General features: G+C 27.6%; 17 protein-coding genes. 2 read left to right on the plus strand and 15 right to left on the minus strand.

The features are described from left to right. Positions 1-159: 159 nt before the first annotated feature. From ACQPUW_RS11090 to ACQPUW_RS11115, 6 genes are all read right to left on the minus strand, one after another. The gene (locus tag ACQPUW_RS11090; RefSeq protein WP_430837554.1) at positions 160-1,608 is read right to left on the minus strand and encodes a glycoside hydrolase family 1 protein; all 1,449 of its coding nucleotides are present in this window, start codon (positions 1,606-1,608) and stop codon (positions 160-162) included. A gap of 115 nt (positions 1,609-1,723) precedes the next feature. After that, entirely contained in the window at positions 1,724-2,455 is a 732-nt protein-coding gene (locus tag ACQPUW_RS11095; RefSeq protein WP_430837555.1) for a MurR/RpiR family transcriptional regulator, read from the minus strand. A 164-nt stretch (positions 2,456-2,619) separates the two neighbouring features. Then, positions 2,620-3,366: a hypothetical protein gene (locus tag ACQPUW_RS11100; protein WP_430837556.1), complete on the minus strand. Its 747-nt coding sequence runs from the start codon at positions 3,364-3,366 to the stop codon at positions 2,620-2,622. A 322-nt stretch (positions 3,367-3,688) separates the two neighbouring features. Further along, the gene (locus ACQPUW_RS11105; RefSeq protein WP_430837557.1) at positions 3,689-4,486 is read right to left on the minus strand and encodes an ABC transporter permease subunit; all 798 of its coding nucleotides are present in this window, start codon (positions 4,484-4,486) and stop codon (positions 3,689-3,691) included. Continuing rightward, positions 4,479-5,369, minus strand: coding sequence for an ABC transporter ATP-binding protein (locus ACQPUW_RS11110; protein WP_430837558.1), 891 nt, complete (start codon positions 5,367-5,369; stop codon positions 4,479-4,481). The genes ACQPUW_RS11105 and ACQPUW_RS11110 overlap by 8 nt, the downstream gene beginning before the upstream one ends. Next, the gene (locus tag ACQPUW_RS11115; RefSeq protein WP_430837559.1) at positions 5,366-5,986 is read right to left on the minus strand and encodes a TetR/AcrR family transcriptional regulator; all 621 of its coding nucleotides are present in this window, start codon (positions 5,984-5,986) and stop codon (positions 5,366-5,368) included. The genes ACQPUW_RS11110 and ACQPUW_RS11115 overlap by 4 nt, the downstream gene beginning before the upstream one ends. 352 nt (positions 5,987-6,338) lie before the next feature. Between ACQPUW_RS11115 and ACQPUW_RS11120 the strand changes: the two genes are divergently transcribed. Continuing rightward, positions 6,339-6,494: a hypothetical protein gene (locus ACQPUW_RS11120; RefSeq protein ID WP_430837560.1), complete on the plus strand. Its 156-nt coding sequence runs from the start codon at positions 6,339-6,341 to the stop codon at positions 6,492-6,494. A 133-nt stretch (positions 6,495-6,627) separates the two neighbouring features. On the opposite strand, the gene ACQPUW_RS11125 is transcribed toward ACQPUW_RS11120, so the two are convergent. Continuing rightward, positions 6,628-7,038: a peptide deformylase gene (locus ACQPUW_RS11125; RefSeq protein WP_430835085.1), complete on the minus strand. Its 411-nt coding sequence runs from the start codon at positions 7,036-7,038 to the stop codon at positions 6,628-6,630. A gap of 221 nt (positions 7,039-7,259) precedes the next feature. Continuing rightward, positions 7,260-7,613 carry a hypothetical protein gene (locus ACQPUW_RS11130; protein WP_430835086.1) on the minus strand — a complete coding sequence of 118 codons (354 nt, stop codon included), beginning with the start codon at positions 7,611-7,613 and terminating at the stop codon, positions 7,260-7,262. A 359-nt stretch (positions 7,614-7,972) separates the two neighbouring features. Here ACQPUW_RS11130 and ACQPUW_RS11135 point away from each other — a divergent pair, with 359 nt between their 5' ends. Next, complete coding sequence (locus tag ACQPUW_RS11135; RefSeq protein WP_430837561.1) at positions 7,973-9,388, plus strand: DUF4317 family protein; 1,416 nt, start codon at positions 7,973-7,975, stop codon at positions 9,386-9,388. Positions 9,389-9,554: 166 nt separating this feature from the next. On the opposite strand, the gene ACQPUW_RS11140 is transcribed toward ACQPUW_RS11135, so the two are convergent. From ACQPUW_RS11140 to ACQPUW_RS11170, 7 genes are all read right to left on the minus strand, one after another. Beyond that, positions 9,555-9,773 carry a helix-turn-helix domain-containing protein gene (locus ACQPUW_RS11140; RefSeq protein ID WP_204593422.1) on the minus strand — a complete coding sequence of 73 codons (219 nt, stop codon included), beginning with the start codon at positions 9,771-9,773 and terminating at the stop codon, positions 9,555-9,557. 10 nt (positions 9,774-9,783) lie between these two features. Continuing rightward, positions 9,784-10,251 carry a DUF2975 domain-containing protein gene (locus ACQPUW_RS11145; RefSeq protein WP_430837562.1) on the minus strand — a complete coding sequence of 156 codons (468 nt, stop codon included), beginning with the start codon at positions 10,249-10,251 and terminating at the stop codon, positions 9,784-9,786. 333 nt (positions 10,252-10,584) lie between these two features. After that, positions 10,585-11,574 (minus strand): choloylglycine hydrolase, encoded by a 990-nt coding sequence (gene bsh / locus ACQPUW_RS11150; protein ID WP_430837563.1) that lies wholly within the window; start codon positions 11,572-11,574, stop codon positions 10,585-10,587. A gap of 20 nt (positions 11,575-11,594) precedes the next feature. Then, positions 11,595-12,260 carry a helix-turn-helix transcriptional regulator gene (locus ACQPUW_RS11155; protein ID WP_430837564.1) on the minus strand — a complete coding sequence of 222 codons (666 nt, stop codon included), beginning with the start codon at positions 12,258-12,260 and terminating at the stop codon, positions 11,595-11,597. Between the two features lie 149 nt (positions 12,261-12,409). Beyond that, positions 12,410-13,705 carry a histidine--tRNA ligase gene (hisS, locus tag ACQPUW_RS11160; RefSeq protein ID WP_430837565.1) on the minus strand — a complete coding sequence of 432 codons (1,296 nt, stop codon included), beginning with the start codon at positions 13,703-13,705 and terminating at the stop codon, positions 12,410-12,412. A 465-nt stretch (positions 13,706-14,170) separates the two neighbouring features. Continuing rightward, positions 14,171-14,515: a hypothetical protein gene (locus tag ACQPUW_RS11165; RefSeq protein WP_430837566.1), complete on the minus strand. Its 345-nt coding sequence runs from the start codon at positions 14,513-14,515 to the stop codon at positions 14,171-14,173. A 310-nt stretch (positions 14,516-14,825) separates the two neighbouring features. Further along, a complete protein-coding gene (locus ACQPUW_RS11170) occupies positions 14,826-19,103 on the minus strand; it encodes an acyl-CoA dehydratase activase-related protein (protein ID WP_430837567.1) in 4,278 nt (1,425 codons plus the stop codon). Positions 19,104-19,238 lie beyond the last annotated feature (135 nt).

Below are 19,238 nucleotides of genomic sequence, written 5' to 3' on the forward strand. Positions count from 1 at the left end.
AATATTATACAATAACTCACGATAATTACTATCGTGAGTTTAAGCTAGTGCTTTCCACTCCCAAGCTAGCAAAGAACTTTTACCGCCAAGTTGTTGGCTAGCTTTCCCCACTAAAAAAGAAGCACTACTAATCTAGTGCTTCCTACTAACTTAAAATATTTATAGGATTTCTCCATTGCTTTCTATAACTTTTTTATACCAATGGAAACTATCTTTCTTGCTTCTACTTAAATCTCCATTTCCATCATTATCTTTATTAACATATATAAACCCATATCTTTTTTTCATTTCCCCAGTTGATGCGCTTACTAAATCTATGCATCCCCAAGGAGTATATCCTATTAATTCAACTCCATCTTCAACTGCTTCTTTCATTTCAATGATATGATCTCTTAAATAGCTAATTCTATAATCATCTTTAATAGAACCATCTTCTTCAATTTTATCATCTGCACCTAATCCATTTTCTACAACCATCATTGGAATTTCATATCTATTATAAATATTATTTAAAGTCCATCTTAATCCCTTAGGGTCAATTTGCCATCCCCAGTCACTAGCTTTAAGGTATGGATTCTTTGCTCCACCTAATATGTTTCCTGAAGTATTTTCTACTTCTTTATCTACAGTTGAACAGTTTGACATATAGTAGCTGAATGTATAAAAATCTACACATCCTTCTTTTAAGATTTGCTCATCATTTTTTTCCATCTTAATTTCTATGTTATTTTCTCTAAAATATCTCTTTGCAAATCCTGGATATGCTCCTCTTACTTGAACATCAGAACATAAGAAATTATTTAAATTATCTCTTTGTTGAGCTAATAGTACATCCTCAGGATTACATGTATAAGGATAAGTACACATGTATGCAATCATACATCCTATTTTGAAATCACTATTAATTTCATGTCCTAACTTAACAACCTCGGCACTTGCAATAAATTGATGATGAAGTGCTTGGAATCTAAGTTGTTTGCTTTCATCTTCTTTATTATTAAAATTAATAGAAAGCTCACCACCACCATTTAATAGAATTCCACCAGCCATAAATCCACCAAATGGATTTGTTAAACAGTTTATTTCATTAAAAGTTAGCCAATATTTAACCACATCTTTGTATCTTTTAAATATAGTCTCACAGTATCTAACATAGCAATCAATAACTTCTCTACTACTCCAGCCATTATACTTTTCAACTAATCCAAAAGGCATCTCATAATGTGATATTGTAACTAATGGCTCAATATTATATTTCTTTAATTCTGCAAAAACATCATCATAGAATTTTAATCCTTCTTCATTTGGCTCTAACTCATCACCATTTGGGAATATTCTAGTCCAGTTTATTGACATCCTAAAAAGCTTAAATCCCATATCTGCAAATAATTTTATATCTTCTTTATAATTATGATAAAAATCTATAGCCTCATGGCTTGGATAATATGTTCCCTCTTCTAACTTAGGTGTTATTCTTCTTGGATTTGTGTGAGTGCCTCCTGTTATAACATCAGCAGTACTAAGTCCTTTCCCACCTTCTCTATATCCACCTTCAAATTGGTTAGCAGCAGTTGCTCCTCCCCATAAAAAATTCTTTGGTAAACTCATATTTTTTCCCTCCCATAAACAATTTACTTTATGATCAAATTATATAATTAAACTCTATTAAAATATTTTTTATTCAAATTCTGAATAAAAAAATGCGAGATGATTTGTAACTAACTCATCTCGCATTCTTTAACGCTTCTATTATATTATCTAATAGAGCCATCATAACATAACGACTATTTTTTACTCCAATGTTCATATCTAGAATAAGATATTTATTAAACAAATTTTTAATTTTATTGTCCAAATTTTGTATTGAAATAACTAATTTTTTGCCTTTACAATTTCTTATATACTCCTTAACAATTCTATTTCCATTAAAATAATTTCCTGATGTAGTAAGTATTAATAATAAACTATCACTACCTATATCCTGTATTTCTTCATTATCTTCAATAACTTTAACTATTTTTCCAAATGGATGACATTCCATCTGAAAATATTGTGCCATTAAATAACAATAATTTAATCCTGAAATATAAACTTTATCATAGCTATTTATAACTGAAGCTATATTATTGATATCTATATGATTTATTTTACTATACAATAATTTTAAATCCTGACTTAATAAATTTATATCAGTATAATTATTATCTATATTATTTTTTACTTCCTCTATATAAATTGAGCATTCCTCTTTAAAAGCATTATAATCAATATAGCCAAGTTTTTTTATAAACCTACTAACAGTTGCTTGAGATACAAAGCAAAGCTTCGAAAGTTCAGTTATATTATAGTTTGGAATACTTTCTATGTTATTAACTATAAATGAAGCTATATTATAGTTTATATCTTCACTATTATGATTATTAATATAATTATTTAACTTATCTATAATTATCAATTACTCTACATCTCCTATTTTATATTGTAAATTAATAAATTACTCTCATAAAATTATAGCATAAAATAAACTTTATTTATTACTTCTGTATAGTTTAATATATAAAAAAGATGCTACTTTTTAGCAACATCTTTTTTCTTAATTTATATATTAAAAATTATATCCTATTTATTTACTTTTTCATTTCCAATAAACTCATCAACAATTTCTCCAGAAGTAGTATCAAAGTCAATACTATATTCACCTTTTACGTCTACTCCATACTTATTCTTACTTTTATATGTTCCTTTTATAGTACATATAGTTCCATCTTCATTAAAACTATATTTAGAAGGAGAACGTAAGTTAGGAGCAGTATAATCTAAATTCTTTTTAACATAACTTTTTGCTTCTCTTTCAAATTTCTTTGCCATGTCAGCTTCTTCAAGTCCTATTACCGCTGCTTCCACAGCTTCATCAAATGTTGATATTTCTTCCTCTGTTATATTGTACTTTTCAATCTCTTCTTCTGTTAATACAACAGTAGCATCTTTTCCTGCTTTTTTAACTCTAGATTTAGCATTTAATACATTAGCTCTTTCTCTATCTTTCTGCTTTTGCTCTGCTTCTATCTTTTGTTGCTCCTCTAACATCGCTTGTTGTTCTTGCTTTATTTTTTGCTCTTGGTCATATTCTCTTGATGTTTTAGCAAAACCTACAGGTATTACAATAAATAATACCACAGCAGCTACTATTGCCACTATATTTTTCCCTTCTTTTAGACAATCTTTAGGATCTTTATACTTTCCTTTTAATTTAAATAAGTATCTTACTACAAATACTGATGCAACACACCAAGCTACGAAGGCTCCTAGAGCTACAATTGCCGAGAATATAACTATCCCTAAACAGAACTTTAATATTGATTTCACTTTTAAATCCCCCTCTTAATTCCCTTTTAATCCCCCTATTAATCTTCTAACTTAAATATTAACTTTTTGTAAATAAATTTTACCATCTTAATATTTCATTGTAAATAAAAATCGTAATAAACCTAAAGCTGTAGTTTTATTTAAATTTCATCATTTTTCAACTTTTCTTATTTCTTATAATTTAAACTATTATTTATATAAAACAGTTCATTCATTTAAACTATAATAATATATGCTCATTAGGGTATATATGTTTATTAAAAAAGACCATGTAAAAACATGGTCTCTTCCTTGAATAATAACTTAATTGTTAAATATCATCTTATAAAGACAAATCTCTTTTTGAGAAAATATATATTCCCGCTCCGTAGAGAACTATAGTTACAGATAGGAGAACTAATATTGGCGTTACTATGCTATCTCCAGCAATAATATCTCCTGTATTAAAGAATGTGAAAAGAGTAAAATACTTTAGGTTTTCAAGCTTGCCTCCCATATTAGCTAAAGCTTGTAGTAAGTAAAATAATACTGGTACTCCTGCTCCAATTGTAAAGTAAAGCTTAGAATCATTACTTATACATGATGCAAAGAAACATATACCACTTACTGCAAGATGAAGAAAATATAAAACTACATTCACAAGAATAAAAGTTTTAACATCTAAGTCTCCACCGTGAAGTGTATTACAGAAAAATATTATTACTGCTGATGCATATATAAGTAACACAGCACTAGCTACCCACATAAATACTGCTTGAGTTAAAGCAATCTTAACTCTCTTATTTGGTGTAGCTAATAAATATGCCATAGAACCTCTATCTACATATGATGCTATTAGCTTATTTCCAAGTATTATAATACAGATTATTGGAAACATAAGAACTATTAATCCATATAGATAATTTGCTATATATTCAGTAAGATTAGCTCCTACTGATGCCATACCAAATGCTTTCATAAGCTCCGGCATACTTTTAGCCATTTCTTCAAAGGCACTAGTAGTTGTAGGGTCATACATATAAACAATACTTACAGAATATAAAGTTAAAATTGCAAAAAATAAAAGTATAATTTTATAATTTGATTTTATATCTCTCTTAAATAATGTTAAACTAATCATCACTTTCACCTCCATAAAAATGCATAAATAACTCTTCTAAACTTTGAGTTTTAACATCAAGGCTTGTTACTGAATATTTACTTAAGGCCTTTATCAAAGGATTTATATCACCTTTTACTGCTACAGTTACAACATTACCTACAACTTCTTTTATTTTTAAATTTTCCGTACAAAACGCCTTAGCCATTTCATCATTTAAGAATGTTATTACATAAGATTTTTGTTTTGAACCAGATAAGATCTTCATATTTTCCACTGCAACAACATGCCCGTCTTTAATAATAGCTGTCCTATCACAAGTCTTTTCTACTTCATCAAAAAGATGTGAAGACATAAATATTGTTTTTCCTTTTTCTTTTTCTGATAGAATAAGTTCTACAAATTTATTTTGCATTAATGGGTCTAACCCACTTGTTGGCTCATCCAGAATTAATATATCAGGGTTACCCATAAAAGCACATACAATTCCTATTTTTTGCTTCATTCCCTTAGACATCTTCTTAATCTTACCTTTTGGATCTAATTCAAAGATTTTAATTAATTCTTCAGCTCTACTAAAATCCTTTAAACCTTTCATGTCAGCTATAAAATGAATAAATTCAATTCCTGTCATATCATCCATAAAAGCAATCTCTCCTGGAAGATATCCTAATCTTTCCTGAATTTTATAACTTTCCTTGCTACAGTCTATTCCATTTATTGAGCACTTACCTTTGTTAGGATAAATAAAACCCATTAAGTGTCTTATAGTTGTAGTTTTCCCTGCACCATTAGGCCCTAAAAATCCAAAAACCTCGCCCTTTTTTACAGTTAGATTAATATCAAAAACACCTTTATTATTTCCGTAATCTTTTGTAAGGTCTTTAATCTCAATTACATTCACCTTAAATACTCCTCCTTATAACTATTTCTTCTAAAGAAATCTAACATCTTAATATATCCCTCTTCAAGATCGTTTAAATCTAGAGGTTGACTTTTACACTTCTCCTTCATATAGCCTTCTGCACACCAAGTTATCATATTAAATAATTCCTCAATATCTATATCATCTTTAAATTTACTTCTATCTAAGTATCTAAAAAAATTATTATCTCTAAACTGGATCATAGAACTATTTCTTTGCGCTATATCTGGTGCTACTTCTGGGTCATCTTCATAATAAGCCCTTAACATAAAATTAAATAAATCAGGATGCTTTTTAAATACTCCTAATTTACACTTTGCACCTTGTAAATATAACTGGAAGAAATCTTTTTCAGTAAAGATGCTCTCTTTATTAGCAACTTCTAAAATCAAATTTGTCCCATAATCATATAAGTACAAATAAAACTCCTTTTTGTTAGTAAAATAATGAAATAATAAGGACTTAGATATCCCTGCTTCTGCTGATATTTCTGACATAGGTGACTTCTTATATTTATTCTCTGAAAAAACTCTGTATCCTGCATCTATAATAGACTTCTGCTTTTCCTTGGGTAGATTAAAAAACTTTTGATTCAAGACTCTCCCCCTTCCATTTACCGTATCGGTTAATATAATTGTATTCCTGTTGACCGTTTTAGAGAAGACCCAATAATTAAAGAACATTGATCTTCTTTTTTTGAAATTTTATAGTCTTCTTTTTAATTATTTTACTTTTTATCTGATTGTTTATTTTATAAACTTTTCTTTTTTCTATTTCTTTTTAAATGAAAATTCATATGATGATTTCTTAAAAATGGATTATAATATAAATATAACCAATTAGGTTGTATTTATAAATTATGCATGATATAAACTAACTAAATAATTCTACTAAGAAAATAATAAATTTTTTTATACATTAAGATATGCATTTATGGGGGTAAATTATATGAGTAAAGATAATGCTAAAAAGGAAAGCGGTTACTATTTTCCACTTTTTACAGGAATGGGACTCGTATTTGGTATGATATTTGACCAGTTAGCACTAGGATTGTGTTTCGGTGTCGCAATCGGCCTTGCCTTAGATAATAAAAAGAAAAAATAAATTTAATTTTTTTGTTGGATATAATATAAAGTCCTCTCACTATATAATTCAAATTAGTAGAAAAAGTGGACAATCAAGCTGTCCACTTTTAAATCTCTACATATCAACATATCTTTAAAACAGAGCATAATTTTTATATTATTATACCTTCAAAATGATCTATTTCATGTTGAATAATCTGTGCAGTAAACCCAGTAAATGTTTCTTTGTGCTTCTTAAAGTTTCTATCAAGATATTCTACCTCTATTGTTTCATATCTCATTGTTTTTCTAAAACCTGTTAAAGATAAACAGCTTTCTTCTGTCTCATAACTTTTCTCTTTCTTTAATATAACTGGATTCACCATAGGAACTATAATATTTCCTATGCTAAATACTAATATACGTTTTTTTACTCCTATCATGTTAGCAGCCATACCAACACAATGCTCTAAATTTGCTCTTAATGTATCTACTAAATCATCAATAACTGATATATCACTTTTTGTTGCTAATTCTGACTTTTGTCCTAAAAATAATACATCCTTTACAACTGGTCTTATCATCCTTATTCCAACCTTTCTATTTGACTAAATAATATTAGTCATATAAATCTTCATTTTAATTTTCACCTATCTTCTGCATTAAAATCAACCTGTACTTACCCTACTAGGCTCACTCCTTCATTAAGTTCACTTTTAAAGATATTGCAGAAATAGAATATCAATTTGATAAAGGATAATCTAATACCTTCTTCTCAGAAGAACTAAATATATTGAATATGTTTTTATTTTATTTCTACATCTTCAAATATTGTGTTTGCTGTTATCCATTGATCCATTCTTACATGAGTTACTATAAGAAATAATCCAAATGTTATTATACTTAATAACCACCAAAATAACCAATGAAATATTAACTCACTAGGTTTACCTATAAACTTTAGCCTTCTTCCACAAATAACTGTATGATGGCTTTTCACTTTATATTCCATGCATAATGCCCATGGATATCCTATTCCTAAAGTTAAAACACATATTAAAACAAATTTTATTTTTAAAATAATATAACCTTTAACCTTTTTATCAAAATATGAATCATACTTTATTTTGTTTTCTATTATAGATGAACATATCTTCATGTCTATCACCTCAATAACCTTTATATACTTATTTTCTTCACTAATTATTTAACTAAATTTTCTTTTACATTTAACATTCTAACAGTATTTTCATTTGCTTTATTTTTTTAACTTTATTTTTAATAAATATTTAAATTCATATTCATAAGCTTTACAGATTTAACTTATTAATACTAAAGTTTTATATGATTTATTTTTAAAATATAAAATTAACTTCACCTAATAAAGTCTTTAATTAAAAGAAAAAAAATACTATACTTAAATAATGAAAGTAAATATTGCATTTATATATATAAATGCAATATAAAGTACAAGCAAAATACCGTCAAATATGAAATATCAAATTGAGGAGTTTATATATGAGAAAAAAAGATATACTTGAGTTAAAAAAGCGTTTCAAAAAAGATTATTGCACATTCAGTAAAATGTGTGGTTGCTATGTTAATGGAGAAAAACATACTATTTTAAAATTTAAAGAAACCTTTCTAAATTTAGATGAGGATGAATACTTTAAATACTTAGAAATTGCAAAAAAAGTCTTATCTGGAACTATAGGAAACAACATTTTAGAGCTTAACTTTCCACTTAACGAAGATCTTATAAACGAAAGACAAGTTTCACTTATGCAGCTTAAAAATAGTCAATTAAAGGATGATACTCTTCTTGATGATTTTTATAAATCTATTATAGATAGCTATGATTATACAGGTAATTTTTTAATACTTCTTTTTAATGACTCTTATGATGTTCTTACAAAAACTAAAGATAATAACAAGATAGATGAATCTGAAGAAGTATATGAATATGTTTTATGTGCAATATGCCCTGTAGAACTTTCAGAGCCTGGACTTAGATATTTTGAAGAAGAAAATAGTATAAAAGCACGTATTAGAGATTGGATAGTTAAGCCACCAATTAATGGTTTTGTATTCCCTGCTTTTATTGATCGTAGTTCAGATGTTAACTCTATTATGTACTACACAAAAAATGCAAAGGATACACATCCTGAATTAATGGAAAATGCTTTAGGTTGTTATTCAAGGCAGACTGCTACTATACAAAAAGAAACATTCCAATCAATTATTAAAGATTCTTTTGGTGCTGATGAAAAGAAGGCTGATAAAGTTTTTATGGACATACAAGATAACCTAAATGCTATGGTAGAAGAATATAATGAGATGTATGATGATACAGATTGTGAGCCTATAAGCTTAAAAAATAAAGATATCCAAAATCTTTTAATAGAAAGTGGAGTTCCAGAAGAAATTACTACTAAAATTGAAAAATCCTATGTAGAAAGCTTTGGTGATGATATTCCTCTAGCAGAAAATTTAATTGATTCAAAGATACTTAAAGCAAATGAGCAAAGAAAAAAGGAAGAACACCTAAAAAAGCAAGTAGAAGTACTTCAAACTAGACTTGAACAAGTTAAACAAGAGGTTGCTGTAGATAATGAGACTCCCCTATCTACAGAGGTTAATGATGATAATGTAGTTTCAGAAACTAATCTTGAAGATACTTTAGAAGAAGATTCAAAAAATAATGAAGAAACTTCTAATGCAGATTCAGAAGAAATCTTAGAAAATAATGAAGAAGCTCCTGATACAAACGTAGAAGATAATAATATTGCTTCTGATTATGACGTTATACTTCAAGTTAAACCTGAAAAAATACCTGAAATAAAATCTCAAGTAATTGATGGACAAAAATGCATAGTTATTCCTATCAATGATGATGAACAAGCTAAAGTTAATGGCTTAGATGACTTGATTTAAACTATATTAATTGATATTGTACTTGAATATAGTATTGATTTTTAAATGCAATCCACTGAAAAGCGGTAACAAACAAAAAAAGCTCAGCAAATTTGCTGAGCCTTTTACTCTTATTATTTTAATATTATGAAATGATTATTATATATTAGAAGAACAACAATCCTATCTATTCTTCTAATATATCATTTCTGTATTCTAAAATATCTCCAGGTTGGCATTTCAATTCTTTGCAAATTGCATCCAAAGTTGAAAACCTAATTGCTTTTGCCTTTCCATTTTTCAATATAGAAATGTTCGCCATTGTTATTCCGACCCTCTCTGAAAGTTCTGTTACGCTCATTTTCCTTTTAGCAAGCATCACATCAAGATTAATTATAATCGCCATATTATTCACCTCAGACCGTTAAATCATTTTCTGATTTTATATCTATGACATTTTTTAATAGCTTTTGAAGAACAGCAGCAAATACACCAATCACAAACGCTGCAAAAACAATAACCAGTCCTATTACTATAATACCTGGAGCGTCGTCTTTATCAGCTATGATATATAATAATGGTAAACCTAACACATACAAGATGCTGATTGTCATAGCACAGTATTTTATATTCTTTAAAGCTTTTACAGATAAATATGAAAAAGCTTCATTTTTATCAATATAGCTTAAAATTCTTAAAGCCTGATACAATGCAATGAAAAATGGTATCGCTGATACATATACAACTATTATAAAATGATACAAATCTCTGTTTATTTCTGCCGCTCTATTTGCTATTCTAGGCAACAAAAATATACATAACCCAAGAGCTATAATTCCAATAAGAAAAACAACTGCCTTTAAAAAGAGCGTTTCTCGTTTCATAAAAAGCACCTCACTTCTAAATTTCTATATATAGAATAACCTTATTTTTATCGTTTTGCAATAAATAGTTATTAAAACTTATTATTTATTTATCGACATATTCTATATTTCTTAATAAAAAAGAGTATTCCTGATTTACACAGAAATACTCTCCAAATTTTATATTTCATTAATAAGTAAATCCATATAGTTACTTCACGATATATTACAACTTTTCGTTACTTATTTAGCATTATCTTATCATATCATAAATTAGAATATTAATTCTAAACTTGATATATAGTATAATTTTATTTATTTTACTTATTCACTTCATCATATATCTTTTTATTATTAATTTTGATAATTAAAATCCTGTTTTGTTAAGTATGGAAATTTTTTAATTTCATCTCCATCTAAATCTTCTTTATTCATATCAACAGCATTTATTCTATTATTATAATAATTTTTATAATAGTAAATTCCTTTTTCTTGATTCATACAAGCTGTATATGTAGTTAAATCCTCTAAACCATCTTCTGTTATAATTCCGCCTTTTACCATTTTTACATAATCAAGCATATTGAAAAACTGAGTAATAGCAGCTTCATCATCTTTCATATCAGGCATATTAGCTCTAATATATGCAATTCTTATAAATCTTGAAACAGAAGCAAAATCTCCTGGAATTCCTAATGTTCCAGCTCCAACACCTAATGCTCTTAAATTCTTATTGCTCCACTTAGTTTCTTTTGGGTGATTAGGAGTAATATATAAATACTCATTTAAATTTGTTAAATGCCAATCAAATTTTGGATTGTTAGTCATAGCTCCTACTGGATTATCATAAACTGCAATTCCTTCTTTAGTCTTTTCAACTACTATTGATTTTCCTGTTTTATCACAGATCATCCAATGAAGCATTGCTACTGGTGTATTTTCATTTATAGGAACATTTACTAGTTCTATATCTTTAATATCATTTTTAACTTCATCTACTGTTTCATAATTAGCTAATACCCAATATATAAAATCATATGGTGCAATATTATTTTTTCCTTCTACTGGTTTTTCTTCAAAGTAAGCATAATCTGCAAAATTCAATCCTGCACATCCTAATCCTTTTTCATTCATGCCATCAGCCATAGCAAGATGATTATCAATAACAGTTCCCATCCCAATAATTGCATAATTGCCTGTCATACTATTTCCTGTAACTTTATTTTCGTTCTTATAATTTCTTGGTACAATTAAAACTGATTGATTAAAGTTATATGCCAAATCCATGTTTCTCCCAAAGAAATTATGTCCTTCGTTTGATTTAATACTTAATGCTGTACACATATTATCACCTCATTATCTTATTATTTACTATAATTGGAATAGTATTTTAGATTTTCTTTATTATCTTTGTATTTAATTATTTTTCCTTCATAATATCTCTCACATTCTAAGGCATTAGATAACATACTCTCTAAAATTAATTTATAATCATCATCATAACAATATAAATATAATCCATCTTTTTTTAAAACATAAGAAATAGGAAATACTTTTATAACTTTTCCTTCTACTTCTACCTTCATAAAAGTTTTGTTATCCATACACTTATTAATTACTTCATGTATGTTATTTTCATTATTACCTTTCTCTTCATCCAAATCTATTATGAATTTTTCTTCTAACTCTGATAATATTTCTTCACATTTTTTAGAGTTAATAAATCTAAATTTATCGATAAGGTTTGATTTCTTTAAATCACTCACTATATTTTCTGAAATATATAATGACAAAATTAAATCTTTATAATCACTTTTCGTTAATATATATTTGGCTATTATATAATTTGAATCTATTTCTATACCACCATTTTTGCCTCTATACGAAATTATAGGAATTCCTAAAATTGATAATTTATCTAAATCTCTCTGTATAGTTTTTTCTGATACATTAAATGTCTTTGCTAATTGTTTAATTGTAGTTTTAGAATTAATTTTTAATAAATAAAATAATATTTCCAATAATCTCATATTACTATCCTTAAAATAACTACCATTTAATTATTACTTGATGATTTTGTAATTATTATAATACTTAAATAAGACATATAAAGTCCTATTTTAATTTTTAAAATTCTTATTTACAAAAAATTATTTTATATCATTATATACTCCAAAACCTACAACAACTTATAATCAACCTTTTTACTCTCACCAGAAATCATATTTTTTATATTTACTTCATTCCTTTTAACCTCATCTTCACCAATTAATATTACGTTATTAACAGCTATTTTATTGGCATAATTCATCTTTTTCTTTAATGAATCTTCTTCAAAATAAACTGTAACTATTTTTCCCTTTTGCTGTAGACATCTCATTACTTCTATACAATATTCAATTGTATCTCCTATAGGTATTATTAAATAATCTAAACCTTTTTTCATTTCATACTTATCTATAAATCCTATCTCTTTTAAAATAAAGAATAATCTAGTTATTCCTATTGATATACCAACTCCAGGTAATATATTATTAGTGTAATTTTCAGCTAGATTATCATATCTTCCACCAGAACAAATAGAACCATACTCTTCATTTCCTGCTAATATAGTTTCAAAAACAGTTCCGGTATAATAATCTAAACCTCTTATGATCCTTAAATTTATTTCAAACTCTTCATCACTTACACCTAATATTGATAATACATAACAAACCTTCTTTAACGCTTCTATTCCTTCAATAAAGTCTTCATTTTTAATATTAAGTTTTAAAAGTTCTTCTATTCTCTCTTTATTAGTACCATTTATGTCTAATACTTTATTAATATATTGGCTTTTCTCAATACCTATAAGACTTTCTAACTCATTAGAAAATATCTCTTTGCCTATCTTGTCATATTTATCTATTAATATCATAACTTCATTAGCTTTATCTATTTCTAATTCATCTAATATACCTTTTAATATCTTTCTATTACTTATTTGAAATCTATAATTAGTTAATCCTATTGATTTAAAAGCTTTAGATGCTAAACTTATAACCCATGCATCATTATCTATGCTTAACTTTTCTTTTCCTATAACATCAATATCACATTGATAGAATTCTCTATATCTACCTTTTTGGTTTCTTTCACCTCTATATACCTTACCTATTTGATATCTTTTAAATGGAAAAACTAAATCATTATAATATTGAGCCACATATCTAGCAAATGGTACTGTTAGGTCAAACCTTAGAGCTAACTTATTTTTTCCTTTTTGAAAACTATATACTTGTTTTTCTGTTTCTCCACCAGTTTTTGCAAGTAATACTTCTGCTTTTTCTATTATTGGCGTATCTATTGCTAAACACCCATTATCTTCGTATACCTTTGTTATTTTAGATACTATATCATTAAATATTTGTTGCTCATTTGGTAGTAGCTCCATAAATCCTGGTAGTATGCTTGGCTTTATAATATTTCTTTTCATTTTAATCACTCCTATATATTTTTTTACACAAAAAAGCCATGTAGGCATATATCCCACATGGCGCTAAATAAATTATGATTTCACTTAATTTATCATTACCTAGAGATACAAGCCTAATGCTAATAGACCTGCATCTGCTTTTTTTACAGACCAAGTCTCTAGTAATGATGATGCATTCTGTTTTGTTTAATAATATTAAGTGTTATCATAACTTTCCTCCTAAAATAATATTACTAAATATTATACGCTCAAATTATTTAATATTCAATTCTCATTATAAAATTTTATAAATAAATTCCAAGATAAACTTATGACTATTTAGAAAAATTAACTTCTACTCTCTATCTAAAAATATTTTAAAATTAATAATAAGAAATAAGAGGTATGAGTAATATAATCTCAAACCTCTTATTTTTTAATCATAAAGATTAATTAAATAGTTACTCTTTTGTTTAAGTATTATAATTAAAAGAAGTAAGGGTATGGTGGCATAATAAACGGATACTGCAATAATGCTAATGTTGCTATAGCACCAAATGGGAAAAATCTAGGTCTAAATGCCCTGAATCTCCTCATTGGACGCCCAAAACCAAACGGTTGACGCTGTAAATCAGATTCACTTTCGCGGTCTTGATCCATTACATCTTCACCAACTAACACCATAACACGATCTGGCTGTACCTCCACAACAATTCCATCTAATTTACTTCCATCCTTCAGGGTTATCATAACATGATAATTTAAGCATTTTTTACAGTCATTATATAATGACTGTGAATCTCTGTAATAATTATTTTCTTCTAAAGCCATTCTTTAACAACCTCCTTTCCCTTACCATGCTATTCATTTATATAAAGATTTGTACCACTTTAGTTAATAAATATCTATAATACTTATAGATATAATGATTTAAATTTAGGAGGATTTATTTTGCCAAATAAAATTGAAATCAACTTTAACTACAATGAGTAAATTTTATAATTTTAATCTTATATATTATAATAAAAATCCCATAGCTCACATACTTATATAGTTTATAAGTTGTAAGCTATGGGATTGGTTATATTATTTTAAAATTGAAAGGAGAAAAGATTATATATAAGTTATACGCTTGTTAATTTTACCTGCTAAATCCTTGATTCTTCATACCTATTTCACCTTTTTCTACTTTTCCCATATTTTTAACTGCAGTAGAAAGCATAAGCTTTATTCTGTTTAATTGGTTTACTTCACTAGCACCAGGGTCATAATCTATTGGCGTAATATTTAAATAAGGATATCTTCTTTTTACTTCTCTAATCATCCCTTTCCCCATTACATGATTGGGTAAACATGCAAAAGGTTGTATGCAAATCATATTGTTAATTCCAGACTTCAATAACTTAACCATCTCTGCTGTTAATAACCAGCCCTCTCCAGCTTGATTACCAAGAGATAAGATATCATCAGTTTCTTTAGCTAACTTTTCAATTCTTTCTGGTGCTATAAATCTTTTACTATTATTTAGTGCTTTCTTCATTTCTGCTATATAAAATTCTATGTATTTAATAGCCAATCTACCACCTAATAAACTTTTTAAGTTACCACCTAGCTTCTCATATTTAAATTTCTGATTATAGGAACAATATAATAGAAAATACATTAAATCTGGTATTATTACTTCTGCTCCCTCTTTCTCTAATACTCCTATAATATTGTTATTTGCTAAGGTGTTATACTTTAAAAAAATTTCTCCAACCACTGCTACCTTTGGTTTAGTTACATTTTTTATTTCTAAACTATCAAATTCATTTACCATTTCTTTTGTGACATCTTTAAATTCCTTAAAGCTTCCACTAGCTATACTATTTTTACATATATCTAACCACTTCAAATAAGCTAATTTTGTTGAACCTTTAATTTTTTCATAAGGCCTTACTCTATTTACCATTTTTAGTAGCATATCTCCATAAGCTAATGCCATTAATGCTCTATTGATCATTGGCAACGTTATTTTAAATCCAGGATTATTCTCTATTCCTTGAACACTTAAAGATATAACTGGTATTTTTTCATATCCTGCATCTTTTAATGCTTTTCTTATAAGTGAAATATAATTAGATGCTCTACAAGTACCTCCTGTTTGAGAAATCACTACAGATGTATTGTTTAAATCATACTTCCCAGACTTAAGTGCACTTATAATTTGACCTACTATTACAATAGCAGGATAACAAGTATCATTATTTACATATTTTAATCCCTCTTCTATGGTATATCTATTAACTGTAGGTAATACTTTTAAATTATATCCTGACCTTTTAAAAGCAGATTCTAGCAGTTCAAAATGTATTGGAGAAAATTGTGGACAAAGTAGTGTATGTTTTTCTCTCATTTCTTTTGTGAATATAGTTTTAGAATATGTTTTAATTGGTTTAATGTTTTTTGAATCGAAAATTTTGGACTTACTTATATCATCCATAGCCGCTTTAAGAGAACGTACTCTAATTCTAGCTGCCCCTAAATTATTAACCTCATCTATTTTTAACAATGTATATATTTTACCAAAACCCTCTAATATTTCTTGTACCTGATCTGTAGCAATTGCATCTAATCCACATCCAAAAGAGTTTAATTGAATTAACTCTAAGTTTTTCCTAGTTCCTACAAAATGTGCTGCTCTATATGTTCTTGAATGATAAGTCCATTGATCAAGCACTCTTAATGGTCTTGGAATTTCAACTAGACCAGCTACTGAATCCTCTGTAAAGACTGCCAATCCCTCTTGTGATATCATATCTGCTATACCATGATTTATTTCTAAATCTAAATGATATGGCCTTCCACTTAATACAATACCTTTTCCACCACTTTTATCTAAGTCTTCTAGAACTTCTAATGCTTTATTTTTTATATCTTCTTTAACCTTGCTAACTTCTTCATAAGCTTTATCAACTGCAATGTTTATTTCCTTTCGACTTATATCAAATACCTTTAGTTCATCATATAAGTTCTTTTTCATTGACTTTATATCATTAAGATTCAAAAATGGATTTTTGTACATTATGTCTTTACTTCTCAAAAATCCAATATTATTTTTAACAACCTCTGGATAAGAGATTACTATGGCACAATTATAGTGATTATCTGCACTTTTATCTTCTAGTCTCTCATAAGAAACACATGGATAAAATATAAAATTTAAATCCTTCTTTATAAGACTTGCTATATGTCCATGAGCAATTTTAGCAGGATAACAGATAGACTCTGATGGTATAGTATCAATACCTTCATTGTAAATTTTCTTTGTAGAATTTGGAGATAATACTACTCTAAAACCTAACTCTGTAAAAAAAGTGTACCAAAAAGGATAGTTTTCATACATATTTAAAACTCTTGGTATACCTACTTCTCCTCTTGTTGCTTCTTCTATTGAGAGAGGTTTATATCCAAAAATTCTTTTATATTTATAATCAAATAAATTTGCTGCTTTTTTTGTATTTTTATGTGCTCCTATACCTCTTTCACATCTATTACCTGAAGTAAATTTTCTACCATCAGAAAATTTATTTACAGTAAGTAGACAATTATTACTACATAATCCACAATGCCTAAATTCATTTGATACTGTAAATTTCTCAAGATCAGATTCCCCTAAAATATTAGAAATCTCATTTTCATTATAGTTATCTTTTGCAATAAGCGCAGCTCCGAATGCTCCCATAAGGCCAGCGATATCTGGTCTTACAGCTTCTTTACCAGTAACTTTTTCAAATGCTCTTAAAACAGCTTCATTATAAAAAGTTCCTCCTTGAAGTATAATTTTTTCTCCAAGGTCTTCAGGTTTTCTTATTTTTATAACTTTATAAAGGGCATTTTTAATTACAGAATAAGATAATCCAGAAGATATAGATCCAATATCAGCACCTTCTTTTTGAACTTGTTTAACTTTAGAATTCATAAATACAGTACATCTTGACCCTAAATCCACTGGGCTTTTTGATAATAATCCTTCTTCTGAAAACTCTTTAATGTTCATGTTTAAAGATTGTGCAAACATATCAAGAAAAGAACCACAACCTGATGAACAGGCCTCATTTAATTGAATAGAGTTTATTACTCCATCTTTTATCTTAATGCACTTCATATCTTGACCTCCTATATCAAGAATAAAGTCCACATCCTTTAAGAAATGTTTTGCTGCTCTATAATGTGCAATGGTTTCAACTTCTCCAATATCAATATTTAAAGCTGACTTTATAAGAGCCTCTCCATACCCAGTAACAGTGGCTTTAGCAATTTTTATTTTTCCATTGATTTTACTATATATATCTTTTAATATGTTTATAATAATTTGCATAGGATTACCCTTATTGCTACCATAAAAAGAATATAATATAGACCCTTCATTATCTATTAATATAGCTTTGGTAGTAGTAGAGCCAGCATCTATACCTAAAAAAGCTTCTCCTTCATATGTAGTTATATCTCTTGTCTTTGCTTTGTAATTGTAATGCCTTTGTCTAAAATTTTGTAATTCCTGTTCATTTTTAAATAATGGCTCTAATGTATCTGAAGTAGCTATATTATTATCCAAACTTTCAACAGCTTTTAGCAGTTGTTCAAAAGTTATAACCTTCTCTTTTTTAGATTCAATAGCTGCACCAATAGCTACAAATAGTTGAGGGTTTTGTGGAAATAATATTTCCTCCGGCTTTAACTTTAAGGTATCAATAAACCTTTTTCTAAGCTCTGATAAAAAGTATAAGGGACCCCCTAAAAATGCAACATTTCCCTTTATTGGCTTTCCACAAGCAAGCCCACTTATAGTCTGATTTACAACAGCTTGGAATATAGATGCAGCCATATCTTCCTTGGTAGCTCCTTCATTTATAAGAGATTGTATATCAGTTTTTGCAAAAACCCCACACCTTGCAGCAATGGGATAAATTATCTTATAATTTTTAGCTAATTCATTTAATCCTTTAGCATCTGTTTCAAGTAACGTAGCCATCTGATCTATAAAAGCGCCTGTACCACCAGCACAAACCCCATTCATACGTTGTTCTAAACTACCTTCAAAATATGTTATTTTTGCATCTTCTCCACCTAATTCTATTACTACATCAGCATCATTTATAAAAACTTCAACAGCTTCTGTGCAAGCAATAACTTCTTGAATAAAAGATAATCCTAAAAGCTTTGACAGTTCTAATCCACTAGATCCTGTTACCATTGCTGTAATATCATAATCTTTATATTTATTAAAAACTTCTTTTATAAAAAAAGCTGTAGTTTCTTTTATATTAGAGTAATGTCTTTCATACTTACTATAAATAATATTGTCCTTATTATCTAATAACACAAGCTTAATAGTAGTCGATCCTATATCAACACCTAAATGTAATACTTCTTTCATAAACTTCTCATCCCAACATAAATTATTAATGTATAATATTTAAACATCATTTTGTAATTTTGCCCTTTTTAATGCACAATATGCATATTTTGAGATGTAAAAAAAGAGAGGTTATAAACATTTAATTTCAACCTA

Source organism: Clostridium sardiniense (assembly GCF_050584765.1).
Classification (GTDB): domain Bacteria; phylum Bacillota; class Clostridia; order Clostridiales; family Clostridiaceae; genus Clostridium; species Clostridium sardiniense_A.

Bases quoted from the DNA above. Each gene is read 5' to 3' on its own strand.
- ACQPUW_RS11105 (WP_430837557.1), bottom strand. From the start codon at position 4,486: ATGATTAGTTTAACATTATTTAAGAGAGATATAAAATCAAATTATAAA.
- ACQPUW_RS11130 (WP_430835086.1), bottom strand. From the start codon at position 7,613: ATGAAGATATGTTCATCTATAATAGAAAACAAAATAAAGTATGATTCA.
- bsh (WP_430837563.1), bottom strand. From the start codon at position 11,574: ATGTGTACAGCATTAAGTATTAAATCAAACGAAGGACATAATTTCTTT.
- ACQPUW_RS11155 (WP_430837564.1), bottom strand. From the start codon at position 12,260: ATGAGATTATTGGAAATATTATTTTATTTATTAAAAATTAATTCTAAA.
- hisS (WP_430837565.1), bottom strand. From the start codon at position 13,705: ATGAAAAGAAATATTATAAAGCCAAGCATACTACCAGGATTTATGGAG.
- ACQPUW_RS11135 (WP_430837561.1), top strand. From the start codon at position 7,973: ATGAGAAAAAAAGATATACTTGAGTTAAAAAAGCGTTTCAAAAAAGAT.
- ACQPUW_RS11090 (WP_430837554.1), bottom strand. From the start codon at position 1,608: ATGAGTTTACCAAAGAATTTTTTATGGGGAGGAGCAACTGCTGCTAAC.
- ACQPUW_RS11140 (WP_204593422.1), bottom strand. From the start codon at position 9,773: ATGGCGATTATAATTAATCTTGATGTGATGCTTGCTAAAAGGAAAATG.
- ACQPUW_RS11170 (WP_430837567.1), bottom strand. From the start codon at position 19,103: ATGAAAGAAGTATTACATTTAGGTGTTGATATAGGATCGACTACTATT.
- ACQPUW_RS11125 (WP_430835085.1), bottom strand. From the start codon at position 7,038: ATGATAAGACCAGTTGTAAAGGATGTATTATTTTTAGGACAAAAGTCA.
- ACQPUW_RS11120 (WP_430837560.1), top strand. From the start codon at position 6,339: ATGAGTAAAGATAATGCTAAAAAGGAAAGCGGTTACTATTTTCCACTT.
- ACQPUW_RS11145 (WP_430837562.1), bottom strand. From the start codon at position 10,251: ATGAAACGAGAAACGCTCTTTTTAAAGGCAGTTGTTTTTCTTATTGGA.
- ACQPUW_RS11165 (WP_430837566.1), bottom strand. From the start codon at position 14,515: ATGGCTTTAGAAGAAAATAATTATTACAGAGATTCACAGTCATTATAT.